At 69.7% G+C, this 17,435-nt stretch carries 13 protein-coding genes; 5 read left to right on the plus strand and 8 right to left on the minus strand.

Features of this window, described 5'->3' with window-relative positions; translation table 11 throughout:
* Nucleotides 1-1,542: an acyl-CoA carboxylase subunit beta gene (locus ACGFWE_RS24910; protein WP_393601798.1), complete on the minus strand. Its 1,542-nt coding sequence runs from the start codon at nucleotides 1,540-1,542 to the stop codon at nucleotides 1-3.
* A gap of 477 nt (nucleotides 1,543-2,019) precedes the next feature.
* On the opposite strand from ACGFWE_RS24910, the gene ACGFWE_RS24915 reads away from it, so the two are divergent.
* From ACGFWE_RS24915 to ACGFWE_RS24925, 3 genes are all read left to right on the plus strand, one after another.
* Nucleotides 2,020-2,376: a DUF485 domain-containing protein gene (locus tag ACGFWE_RS24915; RefSeq protein ID WP_393601800.1), complete on the plus strand. Its 357-nt coding sequence runs from the start codon at nucleotides 2,020-2,022 to the stop codon at nucleotides 2,374-2,376.
* The gene (locus tag ACGFWE_RS24920) at nucleotides 2,370-3,962 is read left to right on the plus strand and encodes a cation acetate symporter (RefSeq protein WP_393601802.1); all 1,593 of its coding nucleotides are present in this window, start codon (nucleotides 2,370-2,372) and stop codon (nucleotides 3,960-3,962) included. The genes ACGFWE_RS24915 and ACGFWE_RS24920 overlap by 7 nt, the downstream gene beginning before the upstream one ends.
* Before the next feature lie 108 nt (nucleotides 3,963-4,070).
* Nucleotides 4,071-4,739, plus strand: a complete 669-nt coding sequence (locus ACGFWE_RS24925; RefSeq protein WP_352389795.1) for a YceI family protein — start codon at nucleotides 4,071-4,073, stop codon at nucleotides 4,737-4,739.
* A 72-nt stretch (nucleotides 4,740-4,811) separates the two neighbouring features.
* Here ACGFWE_RS24925 and ACGFWE_RS24930 read toward each other — a convergent pair whose 3' ends face one another.
* Both ACGFWE_RS24930 and ACGFWE_RS24935 read right to left on the minus strand, forming a co-directional pair.
* Nucleotides 4,812-6,209, minus strand: coding sequence for a cytochrome (locus ACGFWE_RS24930; protein ID WP_393601804.1), 1,398 nt, complete (start codon nucleotides 6,207-6,209; stop codon nucleotides 4,812-4,814).
* A 157-nt stretch (nucleotides 6,210-6,366) separates the two neighbouring features.
* The gene (locus ACGFWE_RS24935; protein ID WP_352389793.1) at nucleotides 6,367-7,485 is read right to left on the minus strand and encodes a glycosyl hydrolase 53 family protein; all 1,119 of its coding nucleotides are present in this window, start codon (nucleotides 7,483-7,485) and stop codon (nucleotides 6,367-6,369) included.
* A 203-nt stretch (nucleotides 7,486-7,688) separates the two neighbouring features.
* Here ACGFWE_RS24935 and ACGFWE_RS24940 point away from each other — a divergent pair, with 203 nt between their 5' ends.
* Nucleotides 7,689-9,671: a prolyl oligopeptidase family serine peptidase gene (locus ACGFWE_RS24940; protein WP_393601806.1), complete on the plus strand. Its 1,983-nt coding sequence runs from the start codon at nucleotides 7,689-7,691 to the stop codon at nucleotides 9,669-9,671.
* Nucleotides 9,672-9,696: 25 nt separating this feature from the next.
* Here ACGFWE_RS24940 and ACGFWE_RS24945 read toward each other — a convergent pair whose 3' ends face one another.
* Nucleotides 9,697-10,323, minus strand: coding sequence for a TetR family transcriptional regulator (locus tag ACGFWE_RS24945; RefSeq protein ID WP_352389791.1), 627 nt, complete (start codon nucleotides 10,321-10,323; stop codon nucleotides 9,697-9,699).
* A gap of 111 nt (nucleotides 10,324-10,434) precedes the next feature.
* Here ACGFWE_RS24945 and ACGFWE_RS24950 point away from each other — a divergent pair, with 111 nt between their 5' ends.
* Nucleotides 10,435-11,121, plus strand: a complete 687-nt coding sequence (locus ACGFWE_RS24950) for an SDR family oxidoreductase (protein ID WP_352389790.1) — start codon at nucleotides 10,435-10,437, stop codon at nucleotides 11,119-11,121.
* A gap of 3 nt (nucleotides 11,122-11,124) precedes the next feature.
* Here the strand turns inward: ACGFWE_RS24950 and ACGFWE_RS24955 are convergent, their stop codons facing one another.
* From ACGFWE_RS24955 to ACGFWE_RS24970, 4 genes are read right to left on the minus strand one after another with little or no spacing between them, the layout of a single operon-like run.
* Nucleotides 11,125-14,187 (minus strand): alpha-mannosidase, encoded by a 3,063-nt coding sequence (locus tag ACGFWE_RS24955; RefSeq protein WP_393601809.1) that lies wholly within the window; start codon nucleotides 14,185-14,187, stop codon nucleotides 11,125-11,127.
* A 24-nt stretch (nucleotides 14,188-14,211) separates the two neighbouring features.
* Nucleotides 14,212-15,105 carry a carbohydrate ABC transporter permease gene (locus ACGFWE_RS24960; protein ID WP_393601811.1) on the minus strand — a complete coding sequence of 298 codons (894 nt, stop codon included), beginning with the start codon at nucleotides 15,103-15,105 and terminating at the stop codon, nucleotides 14,212-14,214.
* On the minus strand, nucleotides 15,105-16,037 hold the full coding sequence (locus ACGFWE_RS24965) for a carbohydrate ABC transporter permease (protein WP_393601813.1): 933 nt from the start codon (nucleotides 16,035-16,037) through the stop codon (nucleotides 15,105-15,107). The genes ACGFWE_RS24960 and ACGFWE_RS24965 overlap by 1 nt, the downstream gene beginning before the upstream one ends.
* Nucleotides 16,034-17,413: an extracellular solute-binding protein gene (locus tag ACGFWE_RS24970; protein ID WP_352389787.1), complete on the minus strand. Its 1,380-nt coding sequence runs from the start codon at nucleotides 17,411-17,413 to the stop codon at nucleotides 16,034-16,036. The genes ACGFWE_RS24965 and ACGFWE_RS24970 overlap by 4 nt, the downstream gene beginning before the upstream one ends.
* Nucleotides 17,414-17,435 lie beyond the last annotated feature (22 nt).

Here is a 17,435-nt window from a genome sequence, read left to right on the forward strand (position 1 = left end):
TCAGAGCGGGATGTTGCCGTGCCGGCGCTCCGGCATCGGGGAGCGCTTGCCGCGCAGCGCGCGCAGGGCACGGCAGATGTGGTCACGGGTGTCGCGCGGGGCGATGACGGCGTCGACGTACCCGCGCTCGGCGGCGAGGTAGGGCGTGCCGTGCGTGCTCTCGTAGGCGTCCACGAGACGGGCCCGCAACGCCTCGGGATCGTCGGAGGCGGCGAGTTCACGCCGGTGCAGGACGCCCACCGCCCCCTCGGCGCCCATCACCGCGATCCGCGCGGTGGGCCAGGCGAGGTTGATGTCGGCGCCCAGGTGCTTGGATCCCATCACCGCGTACCCGCCGCCGTACGCCTTGCGCACCACCACGGTCACCTTCGGCACGGTCGCCTCGGCGTACGCGTACAGGAGTTTGGCGCCGCGCCGGATGATCCCGGCCTGCTCCTGGCGGACCCCGGAGAGATAGCCCGGCACATCGGCGAAGGTCAGCAGCGGAATGCCGAACGCGTCGCAGAACCGCACGAACCGCGCGGCCTTCTCGGAGGCGTCGATGTCCAGCACCCCGGCCGCGTGCAGCGGCTGGTTGGCGACGACTCCGACGGACGTGCCCTCGACGAGGGCCAGCGCGCAGATGATGTTCGGCGCGAACAGCTCCTGCACCTCCAGGAGTTCACCGTCGTCGACGACCGCCCGCAGGATGTCCCGCATGTCGTAGGCATGCCCGAGCCGGTCCGGCACGATTTCGTCGAGCGGCACGTCGGTAGGCGGCGGCAGCGGGGCGTACTGCGGGGGCCGCTCCAGGTTGTTGACGGGCAGGTACGACAACAGCTCCCGTACGGTGTCCAGGGCCTCGGTCTCGTCGGCGGCGAGGAAGTGGGCGTTGCCGTTGAGGGAGTTGCTGGTGCGGGCACCGCCCAGCTCCTCGGCGCTGGTGCGCTCCCCGGTGACGGCCTCGATGACGTCGGGTCCGGTGACGAACATGTGCGAGGCACCGTCCACCATCACGGTGAAGTCGGTGATGGCGGGGGAGTAGGCGGCCCCGCCGGCACACGGGCCGAGGACGACGGAGATCTGCGGGATCACCCCGGACGCCTGGACGTTGCGGCGCACCAGCTCGGCGTAGAGAGCGAGCGAGACGACGCCCTCCTGGATGCGGGCGCCGCCGCCGTCGTTGAGTCCGATGACCGGGCACCCGGTTCTGAGGGCGAGGTCCATGAGCGCCACGGTCTTCTGGCCGAATGCCTCGCCCATGCTGCCGCCGAAGACCGTGGAGTCCTGGGAGAAGACACAGACGGGACGCCCGTCGACCGTGCCGTACCCGGTGATCACACCGTCGCCGTAAGGGCGGTCGGCGTCGTCCCCGGCCGGTCTGGCCCGTACGAACAGTCCGGTCTCGGTGAACGAGCCGGAATCCAGCAGCAGGTCGATCCGCTCCCGGGCGCCGAACTTGCCGCGTCTCCTCGGCCGGTCCGCGGCCACGGCCTGCGCCCGGCGGGCTTCGAGCGCGAGGACGCGGTCGGCGGTGCGGTCGGGCAGACGTGTCGTCGTCACCTCTAGTGTCACAGCCACCTCCGAAGTGGCCTTCGAATATGGCAGCGCCTCCGGCGCGGGCCGAGCCCAACGCCGTTCTGTTTGCGCGAGGTGAGTCCCGGGAGGCCGGCCTTAGTCCGTGCGTGACAAGGACCGGTGCACGACGCGGGCCTCCCCTGTGCACCGCATTTGAGACAACCTGCCCGGAGGAAAGGTGCAGACCTGTTCCGGAGGTCAGCCTTTTTGCAGGCCGCGGGATTCCGGGTACGTGAATCGAAGCGTGCGAATGAGTCAGTTCCCTGATTCGGTTCGACCGTCCCGTTGATAGTTCAACGGGGGCGCTGCGAGAATCCCGGTCCTGGCCTCGGCGCCATCCTTCGCAGGAATTCCGGATTCACGAATCCCCCACACGTCCGCACAGCACATGGCAGTGAAGAAGGTGCATGTGTCACGGCACTCCCTGGGGCTCGGCGGGCCGCCGACCCCCTATGCCGGTCGGTGGCCCGCCAGCCCGCGTACCAGTCGCTGCGCGGCCGGCACCGGCGCTTCGGTGCCCGGGCCACGGCCGTCGCCGTCGGCGGCTTCCTCCTGTACGTCCTGCTGTCCAGCTTCGTGCCCGGCCTGATGAACACCTCCGTGAGCGGCCATCTCACGGTCGGACTGGCCCTGGGGCTGGGGCAGTTCGTGCTGATGGGCGTGATCGTGTGGCGCTACCTCGTGTACACGCGCACCCAGGTCACCCCGGTGGTCCGCGGGCTGCGCGGCCTGGCCCGCCACCACGAGAGCACGGAACGCGAACGCGCGGCCTTCGAGGCGCGCACGACCTCCCGTGACGAGGAGTACCGCCCGTGGTGACGCTCGGCGCCTCCGTCGTGGACCGCCTCAGCCTCCAGCTGACGCTCGTGCTCTTCCTGTCCGTGGTCGTCGTGACCCTGTTCACCGCGCTGCTGACCGCGCCCCAACGCGACGAGATCGGCGAGTTCTACCTCGGCAACCGCGCCATGTCCCCGCTGCGCAACGGGCTGGCGATGTGCGGCGACTACCTGTCGGCCGCGACCCTCCTGGGCAGCACCGGCCTGGTCGCCCTGACCGGCTACGACGGACTGCTCTACCTGTGCGGCACCGCGGTCGCCTGGATGATGGTCCTGCTGCTGATCGCCGAACCCCTGCGCAACACCGGCAAGTTCACCCTCGGCGACACCCTGGCGATCCGCCTGTCCCGCATGCGGCGCCCCGTCCGCCTCGCCCTTGCGCTGTGCACTCTGGCCATCACCACCCTCTACCTCGTGGCCCAACTCGTCGGCAGTGTCGCGCTGTTGACCCAGTTCACCGGTGAACCCAGCGCCGCCACCCGCACTCTGTGCGTCGTCGTGATCGGCACCATCGTCATCGTGTACGCCGCCATCGGAGGCATGCCCGGCGCCACCTTCATCCAGGTCGTCAAGGCGGTCATGCTCATCTGCGGCGTCACCGTGGCCGGGGTGATGGTGATGCACCGCTTCGACTGGAACTTCGAGAACCTGCTCGCCGCGGCCGCCGACAACAGCGGGCAGGGCGCGCGCTTCCTGGAACCCGGACTGCGGTACGGGGGCAGCGCCACCAGCAAACTCGACTTCTTCAGCCTCCAGTTGGCCATCGTGCTCGGCCTCGCCGCCCTCCCGCACGTGATGATGCGCCTGCTCGCCCCGAAGTCGGTCGAGGTCCTGCGCACCTCGGTGGTGTGGGCCATGGGCCTGGTCAGCCTCGTCTGCCTCGTGGCCGGCATCCTCGGTCTCGGCGCCACCGCCGTCCTCGGCAGCGACACCATCGCGGAGAACGACCGCACCGGGAACGCGGCCGTCCTGCTGCTCGCGCACGAGCTGGGCGGCGCAGTCCTGACCGCCCTGCTGTCCTGCCTCGCCTTCGTCACCCTCCTCGCGGTCGCCGCGGGCCTCACCCTGGCCGCCGCCTCCTCGCTCGCCCACGACCTGTACGGCGAGGTGATCCGCAAGGGCAGGGCGACCGAGACGGAGGAGCTGGCCGTGGCCCGGCTCGCGGCGGCCGTCATCGGCGTTCTCGGCATGCTGCTCGCCCTGGTCTCCTGGGGCGCCAACTCCGCGACCCTCGCCTTCCTCGCCTTCGCCATCGCCGCGTCCGCCATCCTCCCGACCCTCGTCTACAGCCTCTTCTGGCGGCGGTTCACCGCGCAGGGCGCTCTCCTCAGCCTCTGCGGGGGACTGCTCACCTCGGTCCTCCTCGTCGTCTTCTCCCCGGTCGTCTCCTCCGCTCCCGCCTCACTCTACCCGGACGCCGATTTCGCCTGGTTTCCCTTGCAGAATCCCGGAATCGTCTCCATCCCGGCCGGCTTCCTGCTGGGCTGGACGGGGTCGATACTCAGCCGTCCCGAAGCAAAGGAGACATACGAGGACTTCGAAGTGCGCGCTCTTGTAGGAGCCGACTAGCTGTTTCGCCCTCACTTTTCCGGGAACCGTGTGGCGAACACGTGGATATTTCGTCGACTGTGGAGCACGGCTTGCGGCAACAAGTTCCGTGCAGTAATTAGGTGATGCATGAACTTGTTCAACCGTGGCACCACGTTCCGTCGCACCGACCGCACGGAACCCGCCGACGTTTCCCAGCCCCCCACCGGGTCGTCGGCCACTGCCACAGCCGTCCTCCCCCATCCCGGACTGGCGGCCCTGACCGGGGAATGGGCCATCGACCCCGCACACAGCAGGATCGGCTTCTCGGTGCGCCACGCCATGGTGACCACTGTGCGCGGGGCGTTCCTGGAGTACCAGAGCCGCCTCTACTTCGACGGCCGTGACCCGTCCCGTTCGAAGGCGGAGATCATCATCGCGACCGGCAGCGTCGACACCGGCGTGGAACAGCGCGACGGGCACCTCGTGGGACGGGACTTCCTGGACGCCGCGGCCTACCCGCGCATGCGGTTCGTCAGCACCGCCGTGGACGTGGTCGGACCGGACGTGTACCGGATGGCCGGCGACCTCTCCATCAAGGCGATCACCCGACCCGTGGTCCTGGAACTCACCTACATAGGCCATGTCACCGACCCGTTCGGCTACCAGCGGGCCGGCTTCGACGGCACCACCACCATCAACCGCTCCGAGTGGGGCCTCACCTACAGCAGCAGGCTCGCCGAGGGCGGCGCCATGGTCAGCGAGAAAGTACGCCTGCAGTTCGACATCGCCGCGATCCGCACCCCTCCGGTCGGCTGACCGGGTCCCGCGGCACAGGGCGGGCCGCGAACTCCTCCGAGTCCGTGGCCCGCTGCCGTGTTCCGGGGGCCGTCAGCGCCCGCGCACCAGCCCGGCCAGATAGCGCCACAGCGACGAACGCGGCCGTACGGCGGTCTCGTCGGCCGGGGTGGGGTCGGCCGTGGCGGGCAGGGGCGGGAGAGGGGGCACCGGCATGGCCGGCGTGCCCGAGAGCGTGTACCGCACCGGAAGCGACCGCAGACCGCGCATGAACGGCGAGGAGCGCCACGGCAGTTGATCGACCGGCAGGGACAACTCCAGCCCCGACAGCCGCTCGAAGAGCCTGCTCACGCCGATCGCCGCCGCGCCCCCGGCCAGTTCCCGGGCCGGGCACTGCCGTGGACCGGCACCCCAGGACAGATGGGCCCGGGTGCTGATCGTCGACTCGGGGCAGACCTTCCCCGCGAAGGCCGGATCCGCGTGCGCGGCGCCGACCGACACCCACACCGGATCGCCCGCCGCGATGGTGTACTCGCCGAGCCTCATGTCCTTCAAGGGGAATCGCGGCACGAAGTTGATCAGCGGCGGCTTCTGCATCACCACCCGGTTCATGGTCTCCCTGATGAGCCCCGCCGACAGGCTGGCGCTCGCGGGGAGGTTGCCGGTGATGACCTCGACGACCGTGTTGGAGATCAGGATGCCGACATGGTCCGAGGTCATGCCGAGCAGCATCATCAGCTCGCGGGACAACTCCTCGACGCTCAGGCCGGGATGGGAGGCGAGCAGATAGGAGGGGAAGTCGTCGCCGGGCTCCTTCATCTTCCACGCGCCGAGCTCCGACAGGGTGGCCAGCAGCCGTTCCAGCGCGGGCCCCGCGTCCGGCCCCGCGTCCAGGACCCGCCACATGTCCATCAGCGCGTCGTCGTGCTGCGAGCCCGGAAAGCCCAGCAGGTGACTGGCGACCATGAGCGGCAGCGGCCGCGAGAACTGCGCGGACAGATCCGCCCATCCGGTGCGCCCGCCCTGGGTGAACAGGGAGATCAGCTCGTCGGCGTCGCGGGTGATCTTCGCCTTGAGCCGCTTGGCGACCGGGTGCCGGGGGTCCTGGAAGGGCCGTAGCGCGGTGTCCCAGGCCACCTTCAGCCCGCGGTAGCCCTCACCGCCCTGGATCAGCACGTGGTTGACGTCCAGCGACGGTGCGAGTGGCCAGTCCGCGGGCAGCCGTCCCTCCCTGCGGGCCCGCCAGTTCTCGAGCCCCTTCGGCCAGGCGTGGTCGTCGCGGAGGACCTCGTACGCCTCCTCGTAGCCCAGCACGAGCCAGACGGGCACCCCGAGCAGGTCGACCGGCGCGACCGGGCCGTGCGCCCGGCGCAGCCGCTCGTACACGATCGCCGGGTCCCGCTCGTAGTCGCGGGTCATGAGCGGTTCGAGGCTCATCGACTCCAGCGACTCGTGACCGGCTGTCGATCCGCTGTTCAGTTGAACCCCCATGGCTTCCTTCCCTCGCTCAGGCGCTACGCCAGAGTAATGTGACCCCCTGCGCTGCCTCCATGGCGGGGGGTGATTACCGCCCCGGCGCTGCGGGAGGCCGCGGGAACGGCGAACGGCACCGCCCGAGGGCGGTGCCGTTCCTGTGCGAAGTGGCCCTTTACGGCGTCCACTTGATGTTCGGGTTCACGTTGCCGGTCCAGTTGAAGACGGCCATGTTGTCCCAGCCGTTGCCGCTGTTGTTGATGTCGGCCGGGTCCCAGCCGTTGCCGCTCACCGCGTACCAGGTGGGCTCCCAGTAGAAGACCCCGATCGCGCCGTTGCTGCGGGCCGCGTTCTGTACGGCGGTGAAGTTGTCCGCCTGGCCCTGCCAGCTGAGCGGGTAGCCCGAGCAGCCCGTCGTGATGGAGTTGGCGGTGCCGTCCGCGTTGGCCGAGGTGAACGGGTAGGCCGTCTCGGCGATGATGACGTCCTTGCCGTAGCGGGACTTCATGTCGGCCACGACACTGCCCATGTTGGCGATCGTGCCGTGCCACGGGCAGTAGTAGGACAGCCCGGTGATGTCCCAGTTGACGCCCTTGGCCTTGATGCCGTCGTAGAACCAGCGGGCGTTGGCGTCACTGTCGGCGTCGGCGGTGTGGATGATCACCTGGGTGCCGCTGTTGCACGCCTTGGTCGCGTTGTAGCCCGACTTGAGCAGCAGGCTGAGGTTGGTGAAGTCGTTGTTGACGACCTTGCCCTCGTTCCACAGCATGCCGACGTTGATCTCGTTGCCGATCTGCACGCTGTCCGGGGTGGTGCCCTGCGACTTGAGGCTGTTGCAGACGTCGTACGTGTAGTTGTAGACGTCGGTCTGCAACTGACTGATCGTGTGGCCGGCCCACGCCGCGGGCTTGTTCTGGTTGCCCGGGTCCGCCCAGGTGTCCGAGTAGTGGAAGTCGACCAGCAGCTTCAGCCCCTTGGCCTTCACCTGCTTCGCGTAAGACAGCACCTTGGCCTTGTTGTTGTAGCCGCTGGCGGGGTTGTTCCAGACCCGCAGGCGGACGTAGTTGACGCCGAGGCCCTTGAGGATGTCCAGCGGGTCCTTGGCGGTGCCGCTCGCGTCGTAGTACTTGGCACCGAGGTCGAGGGCGCGCTGCGCGGTCGACACATCGGCACCGCGCATGGTGAGCGTCCCGGCGGCAGAGGCGCTGGGCGTGGTGAGCAGGGATGCGGGCAGGGCGAGGGCCGCGAGGAGCATGGCGGCTCTCACGAGGCGGCGTGGACCTTTGACGGTCATCCCGACCTCCTTGTCTGACATGACCATGTGGATAACGTCTGGGAACGCTCACAGTACGAGGAGTGATGGGGACTGTAAATACGTGTGTCGGCAGTATTTCGGGGAGGTTAGAGGGCTTCCTGTGAGGAAGATCAAGTGTGTACGTACACAGCTTCGCCGGAACTCGGGTGCGCCGCCTCGGGCGCGACGGGCAGGATGCCCCCATGGCCAACGCTCCGAGCACCTTCCACCAGCGCCTCGTCGAACAGCCCCGCCCGACCGGCCTGGCCCTCGCTCCCGACGGCACTCGCCTGGTGGCATCGGTCCAGAGCCTCGACGAGGAGGGCTCGCGATACGTGTCGGAGCTGTGGGAGGTGGATCCGGCGGGCGAGCGCGACCCCCGGCTCGTGACCGGGTCTCGGCAGGGCGACCGTGCCCCCGCCTTCACCGCCGACGGCACCTTGCTGTTCCTCTCCGAGCGTGGCCCGCAGGAGCCACCGGGAGCGGCACTGTGGGCGCTGACCGCGAACGGTGAGGTCGAGCGGATCGCCCACCATCCGGGCGGAACAAGCGCGTTCACCGCCGCCTCTCGTTCGGCCACGATCGCGTGGACGGCTGCGCTCCTGCCGGGCGCCGCGGACGCCGACACCCACGCCGCCCTGCTCCACGAGCGCGATCGGCAAGGCGTCACCGCGGTCCTGTACGAGGCGACCCCCACCCGCGCCGACGGCGCGGACCTCGGTCCCGCCGAACCGCACACCTTCGTCCTTCGCGGCGACGCCCCGCCGATCGACGCGGGCGGCCAAGGACGCGCGGGCGCAGGCGACATGGCCCTGTCCCCGGACGGTTCGGTGGTCGCCTACACCCGGGCCCCGACGAGCACGGCCCCGGACACGAACGTCGTCGTCATCGCCGACGCGTCGACCGGCGCGGAGCGCCGCACCTTCTCCCGCCCGGGCCATCAGTACTACGGCCCGGTCTTCACCGCCGACGGCACGCGCCTGATCTGCGAACGCCAGAAGGAGGAAACGTACGACACCGAGTGGCGGGACACCCTCGTCGCCCTCGACTCCGTCTCAGGCGAGGAGACGGACCTCCTGCCGGATTTCGACAACTGGCCCTGGCCGGGACGGGCGATCCCCTCACCGGTTCCCGGGGACACCACGCTGTGGTTCACCGGCGACGAGCGGGGCCACTGCCCGGTCTTCCGCCGTGACCCGGACGGCACCGTCACCCGCCTCACCGCCTCCGGTGCCTACACCTCCCTCTGCGTGTCGCCCGACGGAGCCACCCTCTATGCCCTGCGCAGCGCGCTCGACAGCCCGCCCCGGGCGGTACGACTGGACGCGGGCAAGCCCGACCAGCACCCCGCCTTCCTCGAGAGCCCGGGAGACCTCGGCCCTCTTCCCGGCACGCTGACCGAGGTCTCCGCGACCGGCGACGACGGCTTCGCCCTCCGCGCCTGGCTGGTTCTGCCCGAGAGCGCGGGGCCCGACGACCCCTCACCCCTCCTTGTCAACGTGCACGGCGGACCTCAGGGGTCCTGGAGCGACTGGCCCGGGCAGTGGAACCCGTGGCCCTTCGCGGCCCGCGGTTACGCCGTGCTCCTGCCCGACCCGGCCCTGTCCTCCGGATACGGGCAACGGATGCAGGAACGCGGCCGTGGCCAGTACGGTGGCCGGCCCTACCACGACGTCATCGCCCTCACCGACGCCGCACTGGCCCGCCCCGACCTCGACCCGAGCCGGACGGCCCTCGCCGGCTGGTCCTTCGGCGGCTACCTCGCGGGCCGCGCCGCGACCCGCACCGACCGCTTCAGAGCGCTCGTCTCCCACGCCGGGTTGTGGAACCTGGAGGCCTTCCAGAGCGAGACCGACATGCACACGTACTTCCGCGAGATCTTCGGCGACCCGCGCACCCGGCGGGAACGGTACGAGGCGGACTCACCCCACTTCGACGCGGCGAACCTGACGACGCCCATGCTGATCGTGCACGGCGGCAACGACTACCGGGTCCCGGTGAGCCAGTCGACGGCCCTCCACCACGACCTCCAACGCCAGGGCGTACCCGCCAAGTTCCTGTACTTCCCCGACGAGGGCCACGGCATCGAAGCCCCGAACCACCTGCGCCTCGTGTACGAGACGGCCCTGAACTTTCTCGACCACCACGTACTCGGCGCGGAGTGGAAGCGGCCCGGGCTCCTGTGACCTCGCCGAGCACGCGACCGGAGCTTCAGTCGAGCAGGATGTGGCGCAGCATCCGCGTGAGGTAGGCGGTGAGCTGTTCCGGCGGCATCGAGGCGAGCGGGTCGGTTCGCGCGATGTAACGGCTGAAGGCGACGCCGATCATCTGCGCCCCCACGAGTGCCACACGGGCGTCCAGGTCGTCGTCCGGAGCCGCCGTGCCGTCGGGGCGGAGCACGGACCGGTAGACGGCGGCACTGCGCTCCTGCATCGCGGCCAGCAGGTCGGCGGCCGCGCGTTCGTCGGATGCGGCACCCCGTACGAGGGCGACGAGCGGGTCGCCGGCGGCGTCGGTCTCCATCCGCCGTACGAAGGCTTCGGCGATCCGGTCGGGCAGTGTCGCCGGGTCCCCGGCCGTCACCTGCTCCAGGTCGCGATGGCCGGGCACCGCCGCCAGGAAGAGCCGTTCCTTCGAGGCGAAGTGGCGGGTGATCAGGCCGTGGGTGACACCGGCCCGTCCCGCGATGTCCCGCAGGGTGGTGCGGGCGTAGCCGCGCTCGGCGAAGGCGTGGCGGGCCGCGTCCAGGATGGCGGCCCGGTGTCCCTCGGGGTCCCGCCGACGTCTGCGCGGCGGACTCCCCGGCCCTTCCCGGTCTTTCGCGGCGCCCTCTTCCATGTGATCACTGTACTTCGGGCACGCAGCGTCGTTTCGGACCCCGCTATGGTTAGTATCCAACTGGATATTAAGAGTTGGGCGCGCCCGACCGACAACTGAGGGACGGTCCGTATGACCAGCACACTCGTCGTAGGCGGCAGCGGCGGACTGGGCGAAGTGATCGCCAGGCATCTCGCCGACCGCGGGGACGACGTCATCGTCACCAGCAGGGACAAGGCACGGGCGGAGGCCACCGCCGCCCGGATAGGCGCGGGGGCCCGGGGCTTGGCCCTCGACCTCGGCCGACCGGAGACGATCGGTGCCGAATTGGCCGGAGTGACCGAGATCGACCATGTCGTCATCACCGCGGTCGGCCAGGCGGCGAACTCCCTGGCGCAGTTCAACGTCACCGATGCCGTGGCGGCGGTGACCATGAAGCTCGTCGGCTACGCAGAGACCGTCCGCGTGCTGCGCGACCGCTTCAACCCCGGCGCCTCCGTCGTCCTCTTCGGCGGGCTCGCCAAGGAACGTCCTTACCCCGGCTCGACCATCGTCAGCACCTTCAACGCCGGGATCACCGGCCTGGTGCGGACCCTCGCCGTGGAGATCGCCCCGCACCGCGTCAACGCCCTGCACCCGGGCCTGATCGGCGACAGCCCGAAGTGGCGCGACGTTCCCGACCCGCCGCACTCGGCCCAGACCCCGATCGGACGACTGGTGACGATGGCGGAGATCGCCGACGCCACCGAGTTCCTGCTCCGCAACACCGGCGTCAACGCCCATGACCTGCACATGGACGGCGGCCTCCTCGCCACCTGACCCTCAGCCGTCCGACCCGGGCCGCAGCCGCAGCGTGAGGATCTGGAACGGTCGCAGCGTCAACCGGAGACCGTCCGCCAGCGGTTGGTGGCTCGACGGATCGTCCAAGGGGCGCTCCAGCAGGTCGGTCACCAGGGACGAGGCCAGCGGGAAGCCGGTGGTGAGGGTGGCCGCGGCCCGCGCACCCCGGGACTCGTAGAGCCGTACGACGACGTCCCCGCTGCGGTCGTCGGCGAGCTTGACCGCCTCCACGACCACGCCCTCGTGGTCCACCGACACCAGCGGGGCGACCGTCGCACTGCCCGGCACCACCCGCTCGGGCAGGTTGAAGCGGTACCCCTCGCGCCGCGCGTCGCCGACGTCGGCGCCGATCACCAGGGCGTAACCGAGCCGGTGGGTGCCCTGGTCCTGGTCCGGGTCGGGGAAGCGGGCGGCGCGCAGCAGGGAGAGGCGCACCGTGGTGGTCGTACCGCCGTCGGGGCGCACGTCACGGGTGACGTCGTGGCCGTAGGAGGAGTCGTTGACCAGGGCGGCTCCCCAGTCGGGCTCGCCGACGTGCACGAAACGGTGGGCGCACGTCTCGAACTTGGCCGCGTCCCAACTGGTGTTGGTGTGGGTGGGCCGTTCGACGTGACCGAAGGGGATCTCGGCCGTCGAGTGCGCGGCCCGCACATCCAGGGGGAAGGCCGCCTTGAGGAACTTCTCCCGCTCGTGCCAGGCGACGACCGTGTCGATCACCAGCCCGCGTGACCCGGCCGGCAGCGTCAGGGTCTGCTCGATCCTGGACTCCCCGAAGACCCGGACCACCCGGACTCCGTCGGCGGTCGCGGTGACGGACTCGGCGTCGGTGAGGTCGCGCACGGTGTTGCGGTAGAAGGCGTCGACGTCCCAGGCGTCCCACTGGTTGGGGAAGTCCTGGTGCAGCTGGAGCAGGTTCCCGACCGCGCCGGGAGCCAACGCCTCCCGGCCGGCGGTGTGGTCGTAGGCGGAGGTGATCAGACCGCGGGCGTCCAGAACGACCCGGACCAGAGCGTTGTCGAGGACGAACCCGTCCCCGTCCGGCACCGGCGTCGCCGGCGCGTCGACGGGCCCCGAGAGCGGGCCCGCGCCGAACGCCACGACCCCGCCCCGGGCATGCGGCGCGGAGTTGAAGACGACCGTGCCCCCGGGCTCCCCGGCCAGCACCCCCTGCGCCGCACCGATCAGCTCCTGCAATTCACGCGCCAGGGCCGCGTACGTCTCCTCCGCCTCCCGGTGCACCCAGGCGATCGACGTCCCGGGCAGGATGTCGTGGAACTGGTGCAGCAGCACCGTCTTCCACAGCCGGTCCAGCGCCTCGTACGGATACGGCGACCCGTGCCGTACGGCCGCGGTCGCCGCCCACAACTCGGCCTCGCGCAGCAGGTGTTCACCGCGCCGGTTGCCCTGCTTGGTGGCCAGCTGACTGGTCAGGGTGCCGCGGTGGAACTCCAGGTAGAGCTCTCCGGACCACACCGGCGCGCCGCCGTTCGCCTCGTACTCGTCGTGGGCGCGGCGGAAGAAGTCCGCGGGCCCCTCCAACTCGATACGCGCCGAGCCCTCCAGGTCCCGGAGCCGGTCGGCCCGCGCCAGCATCTCGCGGGTCGGACCGCCACCGCCGTCACCGTAACCGAACGGGATCAGCGAGTGGTTGGCGCCCGCCTTGTCCTGGAAGTTCCTTACGCTGTGGGCGACTTCGGCACCGGACAGCTCGCCGTTGTAGCTGTCGACGGGCGGGAAGTGGCTGAAGATCCGGGTGCCGTCGATGCCCTCCCACCAGAAGGTGTGGTGCGGGAACTTGTTGGTGGTGTTCCAGGACATCTTCTGGGTCAGGAACCACTTCACCCCGGCGAGCTTCATCAGCTGCGGCAGGGCCGCGTTGTAGCCGAAGGTGTCCGGCAGCCACATCTCCTCGGTCTCGACGCCGAACTCCTCCAGGAAGAACCGCTTCCCGTGGACGAACTGGCGCACCAGGGCCTCGCCGCCGCTGATGTTGGTGTCCGGTTCCACCCACAGGCTGCCGGCCGGCAGGAACTGCCCGGTCTTCGCCTTCTCCTGGGCCCGCGCGTACACCTCGGGCCGGTGCTCCTTCAGCCAGGCGAGCTGCTGCGCCTGGGACATGACGAACCTGAACTCCGGGTGATCGTCCATGAGGTGGGTGACGTTGGAGACCGTCCGGGCCACCTTGCGCACGGTCTCGCGCAGCGGCCACAGCCACGCGGTGTCGATGTGCGCGTGCCCGACCGCCGAGACGCGGTGCGCGCTCGCGTGCGCGGGTGACGCCAGTACGGGAGCGAGGGCGGCCCGGGCCGCGGCCGCGCTGCCGCTGACGTCCTGCAGGTCGATCGCGTCCAGGGCGCGTTCGACCGCCCGCAGGAGCTGCCAGCGGCGCGGGGAGTCGGGGGACAGCTCGGGCATCAGCTGCCCCAACACCTCCAGATCCTGGACGAGTTCGTGGACCTGCCGGTCGAACACGGTGAGGTCCAGACGCCGTAGCCGGTAGAGGGGCTCACCGGGGTCCGCGGCCGGGTCGCCCAGCCACGGTGCCCGGCCGCCCACCGAAGTGGGTCCGAAGGTGAGCTCGCCGGGGGCACTGTGCATGACGACCGGGTTGGCGGCGGCCTCGATGTGGGCGATGAACTCCTCGCCGCCCACGGCCTGTTCGGCGACCGGAAGCCAGATGTTGCGCGGGTTGAGCGCCTTCACCGCGGTGCCGTCCGGGCGGTAGACCAGTCCCTCGGCGGAGAAGCCCGCGGAGTGGGTGGCGAACCCGAGATCCAGGACGGCCTCGACCGTCTCACCGGCCCAGTCCGCCGGAATCGTGCCGCTGACCTTGAACCAGCTCGTCGACCAGGCCGGTCCCCACCACTCGCCGACCCGGGCCGGACGGTAGGGAGCGGCCAGCCCCTCACGGACCGGCACCGGCTCACCGGCGACGTTCCACACCCCCACCTCCAGGGGGACGGACCGGGCGTGGACGGCGGGCCGAATCCGCTCGTCGAGCACTCGGGCGAGCCGCTGTTCGGTGAGGTCACGGTCGTTGTGCATCACTTCTCCGTACAGGGGGGGGAGTCAGCCCTTGAGCGCGCCGCCGAGCGCGAAGCCGCCGCCCAGCTTGCGGGCCAGCAGCAGGTAGAGCATCACGACGGGCAGGGAGTAGAGGAGGGAGAACGCCGACAGCTGCCCGTACTGGGTCTGGTCGTGGGCGGAGAGGAAGGTGAACACGCTGACGGACGCGGGGAGTTTCTCCGGGGACAGCAGCAGGATGAAGGGGACGAAGAAGTTTCCCCACATGCCGATGAACGTGAAGATGGTGACCACCACGACACCCGGCCGCATCAGCGGCAGCACCACCCGCCACAGCACCTGCATGGTGTTCGCGCCGTCGATGCGGGCGGCCTCCTCCAGGACGATCGGGACGCCGTCCATGAAGTTCTTCATCAGCCAGATCCCGAACGGCAGCGCGGACGCGGCCAGGAACAGGGTGGTCCCCGGCATCGAGTCGATCAGGTTCACCTGCACGAACATGCTGTACACCGGGATCATCACAGCGGTGATGGGCAGTCCGGTGGAGAACAGGATCGTGTAGAGGAACGGCCGCCGTACCCGGGACCGGTAGCGGGAGAGCGGGTAGGCGCACAGGACCGACGCCACCACGGTCACCGCCGTACCGAAACCGCACAGCAGCAGGCTGTTGAGCATCGGACGGTAGGTCGTGTCGACATTGAGGACCGCGTCGAAGTTGTCCAGCGTCAACGCCGAAGGCCACTTCAGCCGGAAGGAGTTGGTGTCGCTCACCGAGGCGAGCGCCATCCACAGCAGCGGCAGGACGTAGAGCACCGATACGGCGAGCAGGACGAGGTTGATCGCCAGGCGCCCGGGCCGCACGCGGCGCCCGTGTGGGTGGCTCCGTGCGATCGGCACCTTGTTCACGGTCCGGGCGGGCGGGGTGGCGACGGCGGCCATCAGTCGTCCTCCAGTTTCAGCAGCCGGATGTACACGACGGAGAACAGGGCGCCGACCACCAGCAGGACCAGGGCGATGGCGGTGCCGTAGCCGATCAGGCTGTTCTGGAAGGCCTGTTGGTACATGAAGATCGGCAGTGTCTCGCTCTTGTTGCCGGGTCCGCCGCGGGTCATGGTGTAGATCAGCCCGAAGACGGAGAGCGTCTGGAGCGTGATCAGCATCAGGTTCGTCAGGATCGACGGTCTGATGACCGGCAGGACGACCCGCCACAGCCGCTGCCAGGGGCCGGCCCCGTCCATCTCGGCGGCCTCCACCAGCTCCTGCGGTACGTCGTTGATGGCGGCGGTGAAGACCATCAGCGAGAAGGCGGTGCCGCGCCACACGTTGGCCAGGCACACCGCGAGGATCGGCATCGTGTAGAGCCAGTTCTGGTCCGGCAGATGCACGGCGTCGAGAAGCGAGTTGAGTGAGCCCTCGTCGTAGAAGAAGGCGTACATCAGATAGCCGGCGACCACCTCGGGCAGCACCCAGGCGGCGATCACCACGCCGTTCACCAGCGCCCGTACCGGCCGGGTGGCCTTCTGCATCAGGACGGCCAGCGCGAGCCCGAGGGTGTTCTGCCCGATGACCGCGGAGCCGACCACGAACAGCAGGGTCAGCCACATCGCGTTGAGGAAGTCGGCGTCCTTGAACGCCCGGGTGAAGTTGTCGACGCCGACGAAGTCGGTACCGGCGGCCCCGGTGAGCTGCATGTCGGTGAACGCGTAGTAGACGCAGTACGCGATCGGACCGGCCAGGAACACCGCCAGCAGGACCACGGCCGGGACCGTCGGCAGGCCGCGCAGCAGCGAGCGGACGGCGGGGGCGGGCGCCCCGCGGGACCGGCGGAGGCGACCGCCGGTCCCGTGAGGCGCCGGAGCGAGGGTGGTCACGAAGTGCCCTCCGCGGTCTTGTCGTCGCCCACCGCCGCCTTGACATCGTTATCGAAGGTCGAGGCGGCCTTGTCGACGGAGTCCTGACCGGTCGTCACGGACTCCATCGCCTTCTGGATCGCGGTCGAGACCTGGTTGTACTCGGGCAGTCCGGGCCGGTAGTGGGTGTCGGCCACCAGCTCGGTGAAGAACTTGTTGGTCGGCACCGAGTTCAGGTACGCAGGGTCGGATGCGACGTCGGTGCGCACCGCGATGTTCGCGTTCGTCACGTTCCACTGCGCGGCGTTGGCCTTCGTCTGGAGCGTGGTCGACAGGAACTTCCAGGCCAGGTCGGGGTTCTTGGCCTTCGCCGGGATCGACCAGGCCCAGCCGCCGGACATGCTCGTACGGCCCGGCGCCTGGCCGTTCTGCGTGGGCATCGCCGCGTTGCCCATCACCGACTGCCACTTCGGCCACGGCTTGGCCGCCGCCGAACTCCAGTTGTTGGGCATCCAGGAGCCGTCGATGTCGATCGCCAGCTTGCCCTCGGGGATGAGCTCGGTGCCCACGGTGGTACCGAAGTTGGCGCCCAGCGCCTGCTGCTTGGACGGGCCGAGGTCCTGGCCGTAGAGGGTGTGGACGAAATCGAGCGCGTCCTTGAAGCCCTGGCTGCCCACCACCCACTTCTTCTGCGTGGCGTCATACAGCGACTTGTCGCCGGCCGGCGTGCCGTACAGCAGCATCTCGAAGCCCTGCATGGAGGAGGCCTCGCCGCCCGCCTGGCCGGTGTAGAGGTTCAGCGGGGTGACGCCGGGCAGCTTCGCCTTGATCTTCTTGGCGGCGGCGAGCACGTCGGCCCAGGTCTTGGGCTGCCAGGGCACCGGGATCCCGGCCTTCTGGAGGAGCTGCTTGTTGTACCAGATGCCACGGGTGTCGGTGTCGTCCGGCACGGCGTAGGTCTTGCCGTCGGAGGCTCCGGTCACCGCGGCCCTGGCGGCCTTGGCGTACTGCGACCAGTCGGACCACTTCGCGGTGTAGGAGTCCAGGGGCTTGAGATAGCCGCCCGCGATGTCGGAGTTGATGAGCGCGGTGTCCTCGTAGACGAGGTCGGGCGCGGTCGCGGGGGAGCGCATCATGAGCTGGAGCTTGGTGTAGTAGTCGTTCTCGGAGGCGACCACCGGCACGAGGGTGACCTTGGTGCCCGGGTTGGCCTTGGTGAACTGCTTCACCATCGAGGCGAGGAAGGTGGCCTGGATCTTGTTGGTGCTGTCCAGGTTCTGCCAGTAGACGACCTTGATGGACTTGGCCGAGCTGCCTGACGAGCCCGAACCGCAGCCGGTGACGGCCAAGGTGGTGGCGGCGGTGAAGGCCGCGGCGGTGACGATTCTTGAGCGCACAGTGGGTTCCTCCGGAACGCGA

This window comes from Streptomyces sp. NPDC048523 (assembly GCF_043199815.1).
Classification (GTDB): Bacteria; Actinomycetota; Actinomycetes; order Streptomycetales; family Streptomycetaceae; genus Streptomyces.

Excerpts from the sequence above, each read along its gene's own strand:
- ACGFWE_RS24925 (WP_352389795.1), top strand. The coding sequence starts at position 4,071 with ATGAACTTGTTCAACCGTGGCACCACGTTCCGTCGCACCGACCGCACG.
- ACGFWE_RS24930 (WP_393601804.1), bottom strand. The coding sequence starts at position 6,209 with ATGGGGGTTCAACTGAACAGCGGATCGACAGCCGGTCACGAGTCGCTG.
- ACGFWE_RS24935 (WP_352389793.1), bottom strand. The coding sequence starts at position 7,485 with ATGACCGTCAAAGGTCCACGCCGCCTCGTGAGAGCCGCCATGCTCCTC.
- ACGFWE_RS24940 (WP_393601806.1), top strand. The coding sequence starts at position 7,689 with ATGGCCAACGCTCCGAGCACCTTCCACCAGCGCCTCGTCGAACAGCCC.
- ACGFWE_RS24945 (WP_352389791.1), bottom strand. The coding sequence starts at position 10,323 with ATGGAAGAGGGCGCCGCGAAAGACCGGGAAGGGCCGGGGAGTCCGCCG.
- ACGFWE_RS24950 (WP_352389790.1), top strand. The coding sequence starts at position 10,435 with ATGACCAGCACACTCGTCGTAGGCGGCAGCGGCGGACTGGGCGAAGTG.
- ACGFWE_RS24955 (WP_393601809.1), bottom strand. The coding sequence starts at position 14,187 with ATGCACAACGACCGTGACCTCACCGAACAGCGGCTCGCCCGAGTGCTC.
- ACGFWE_RS24960 (WP_393601811.1), bottom strand. The coding sequence starts at position 15,105 with ATGGCCGCCGTCGCCACCCCGCCCGCCCGGACCGTGAACAAGGTGCCG.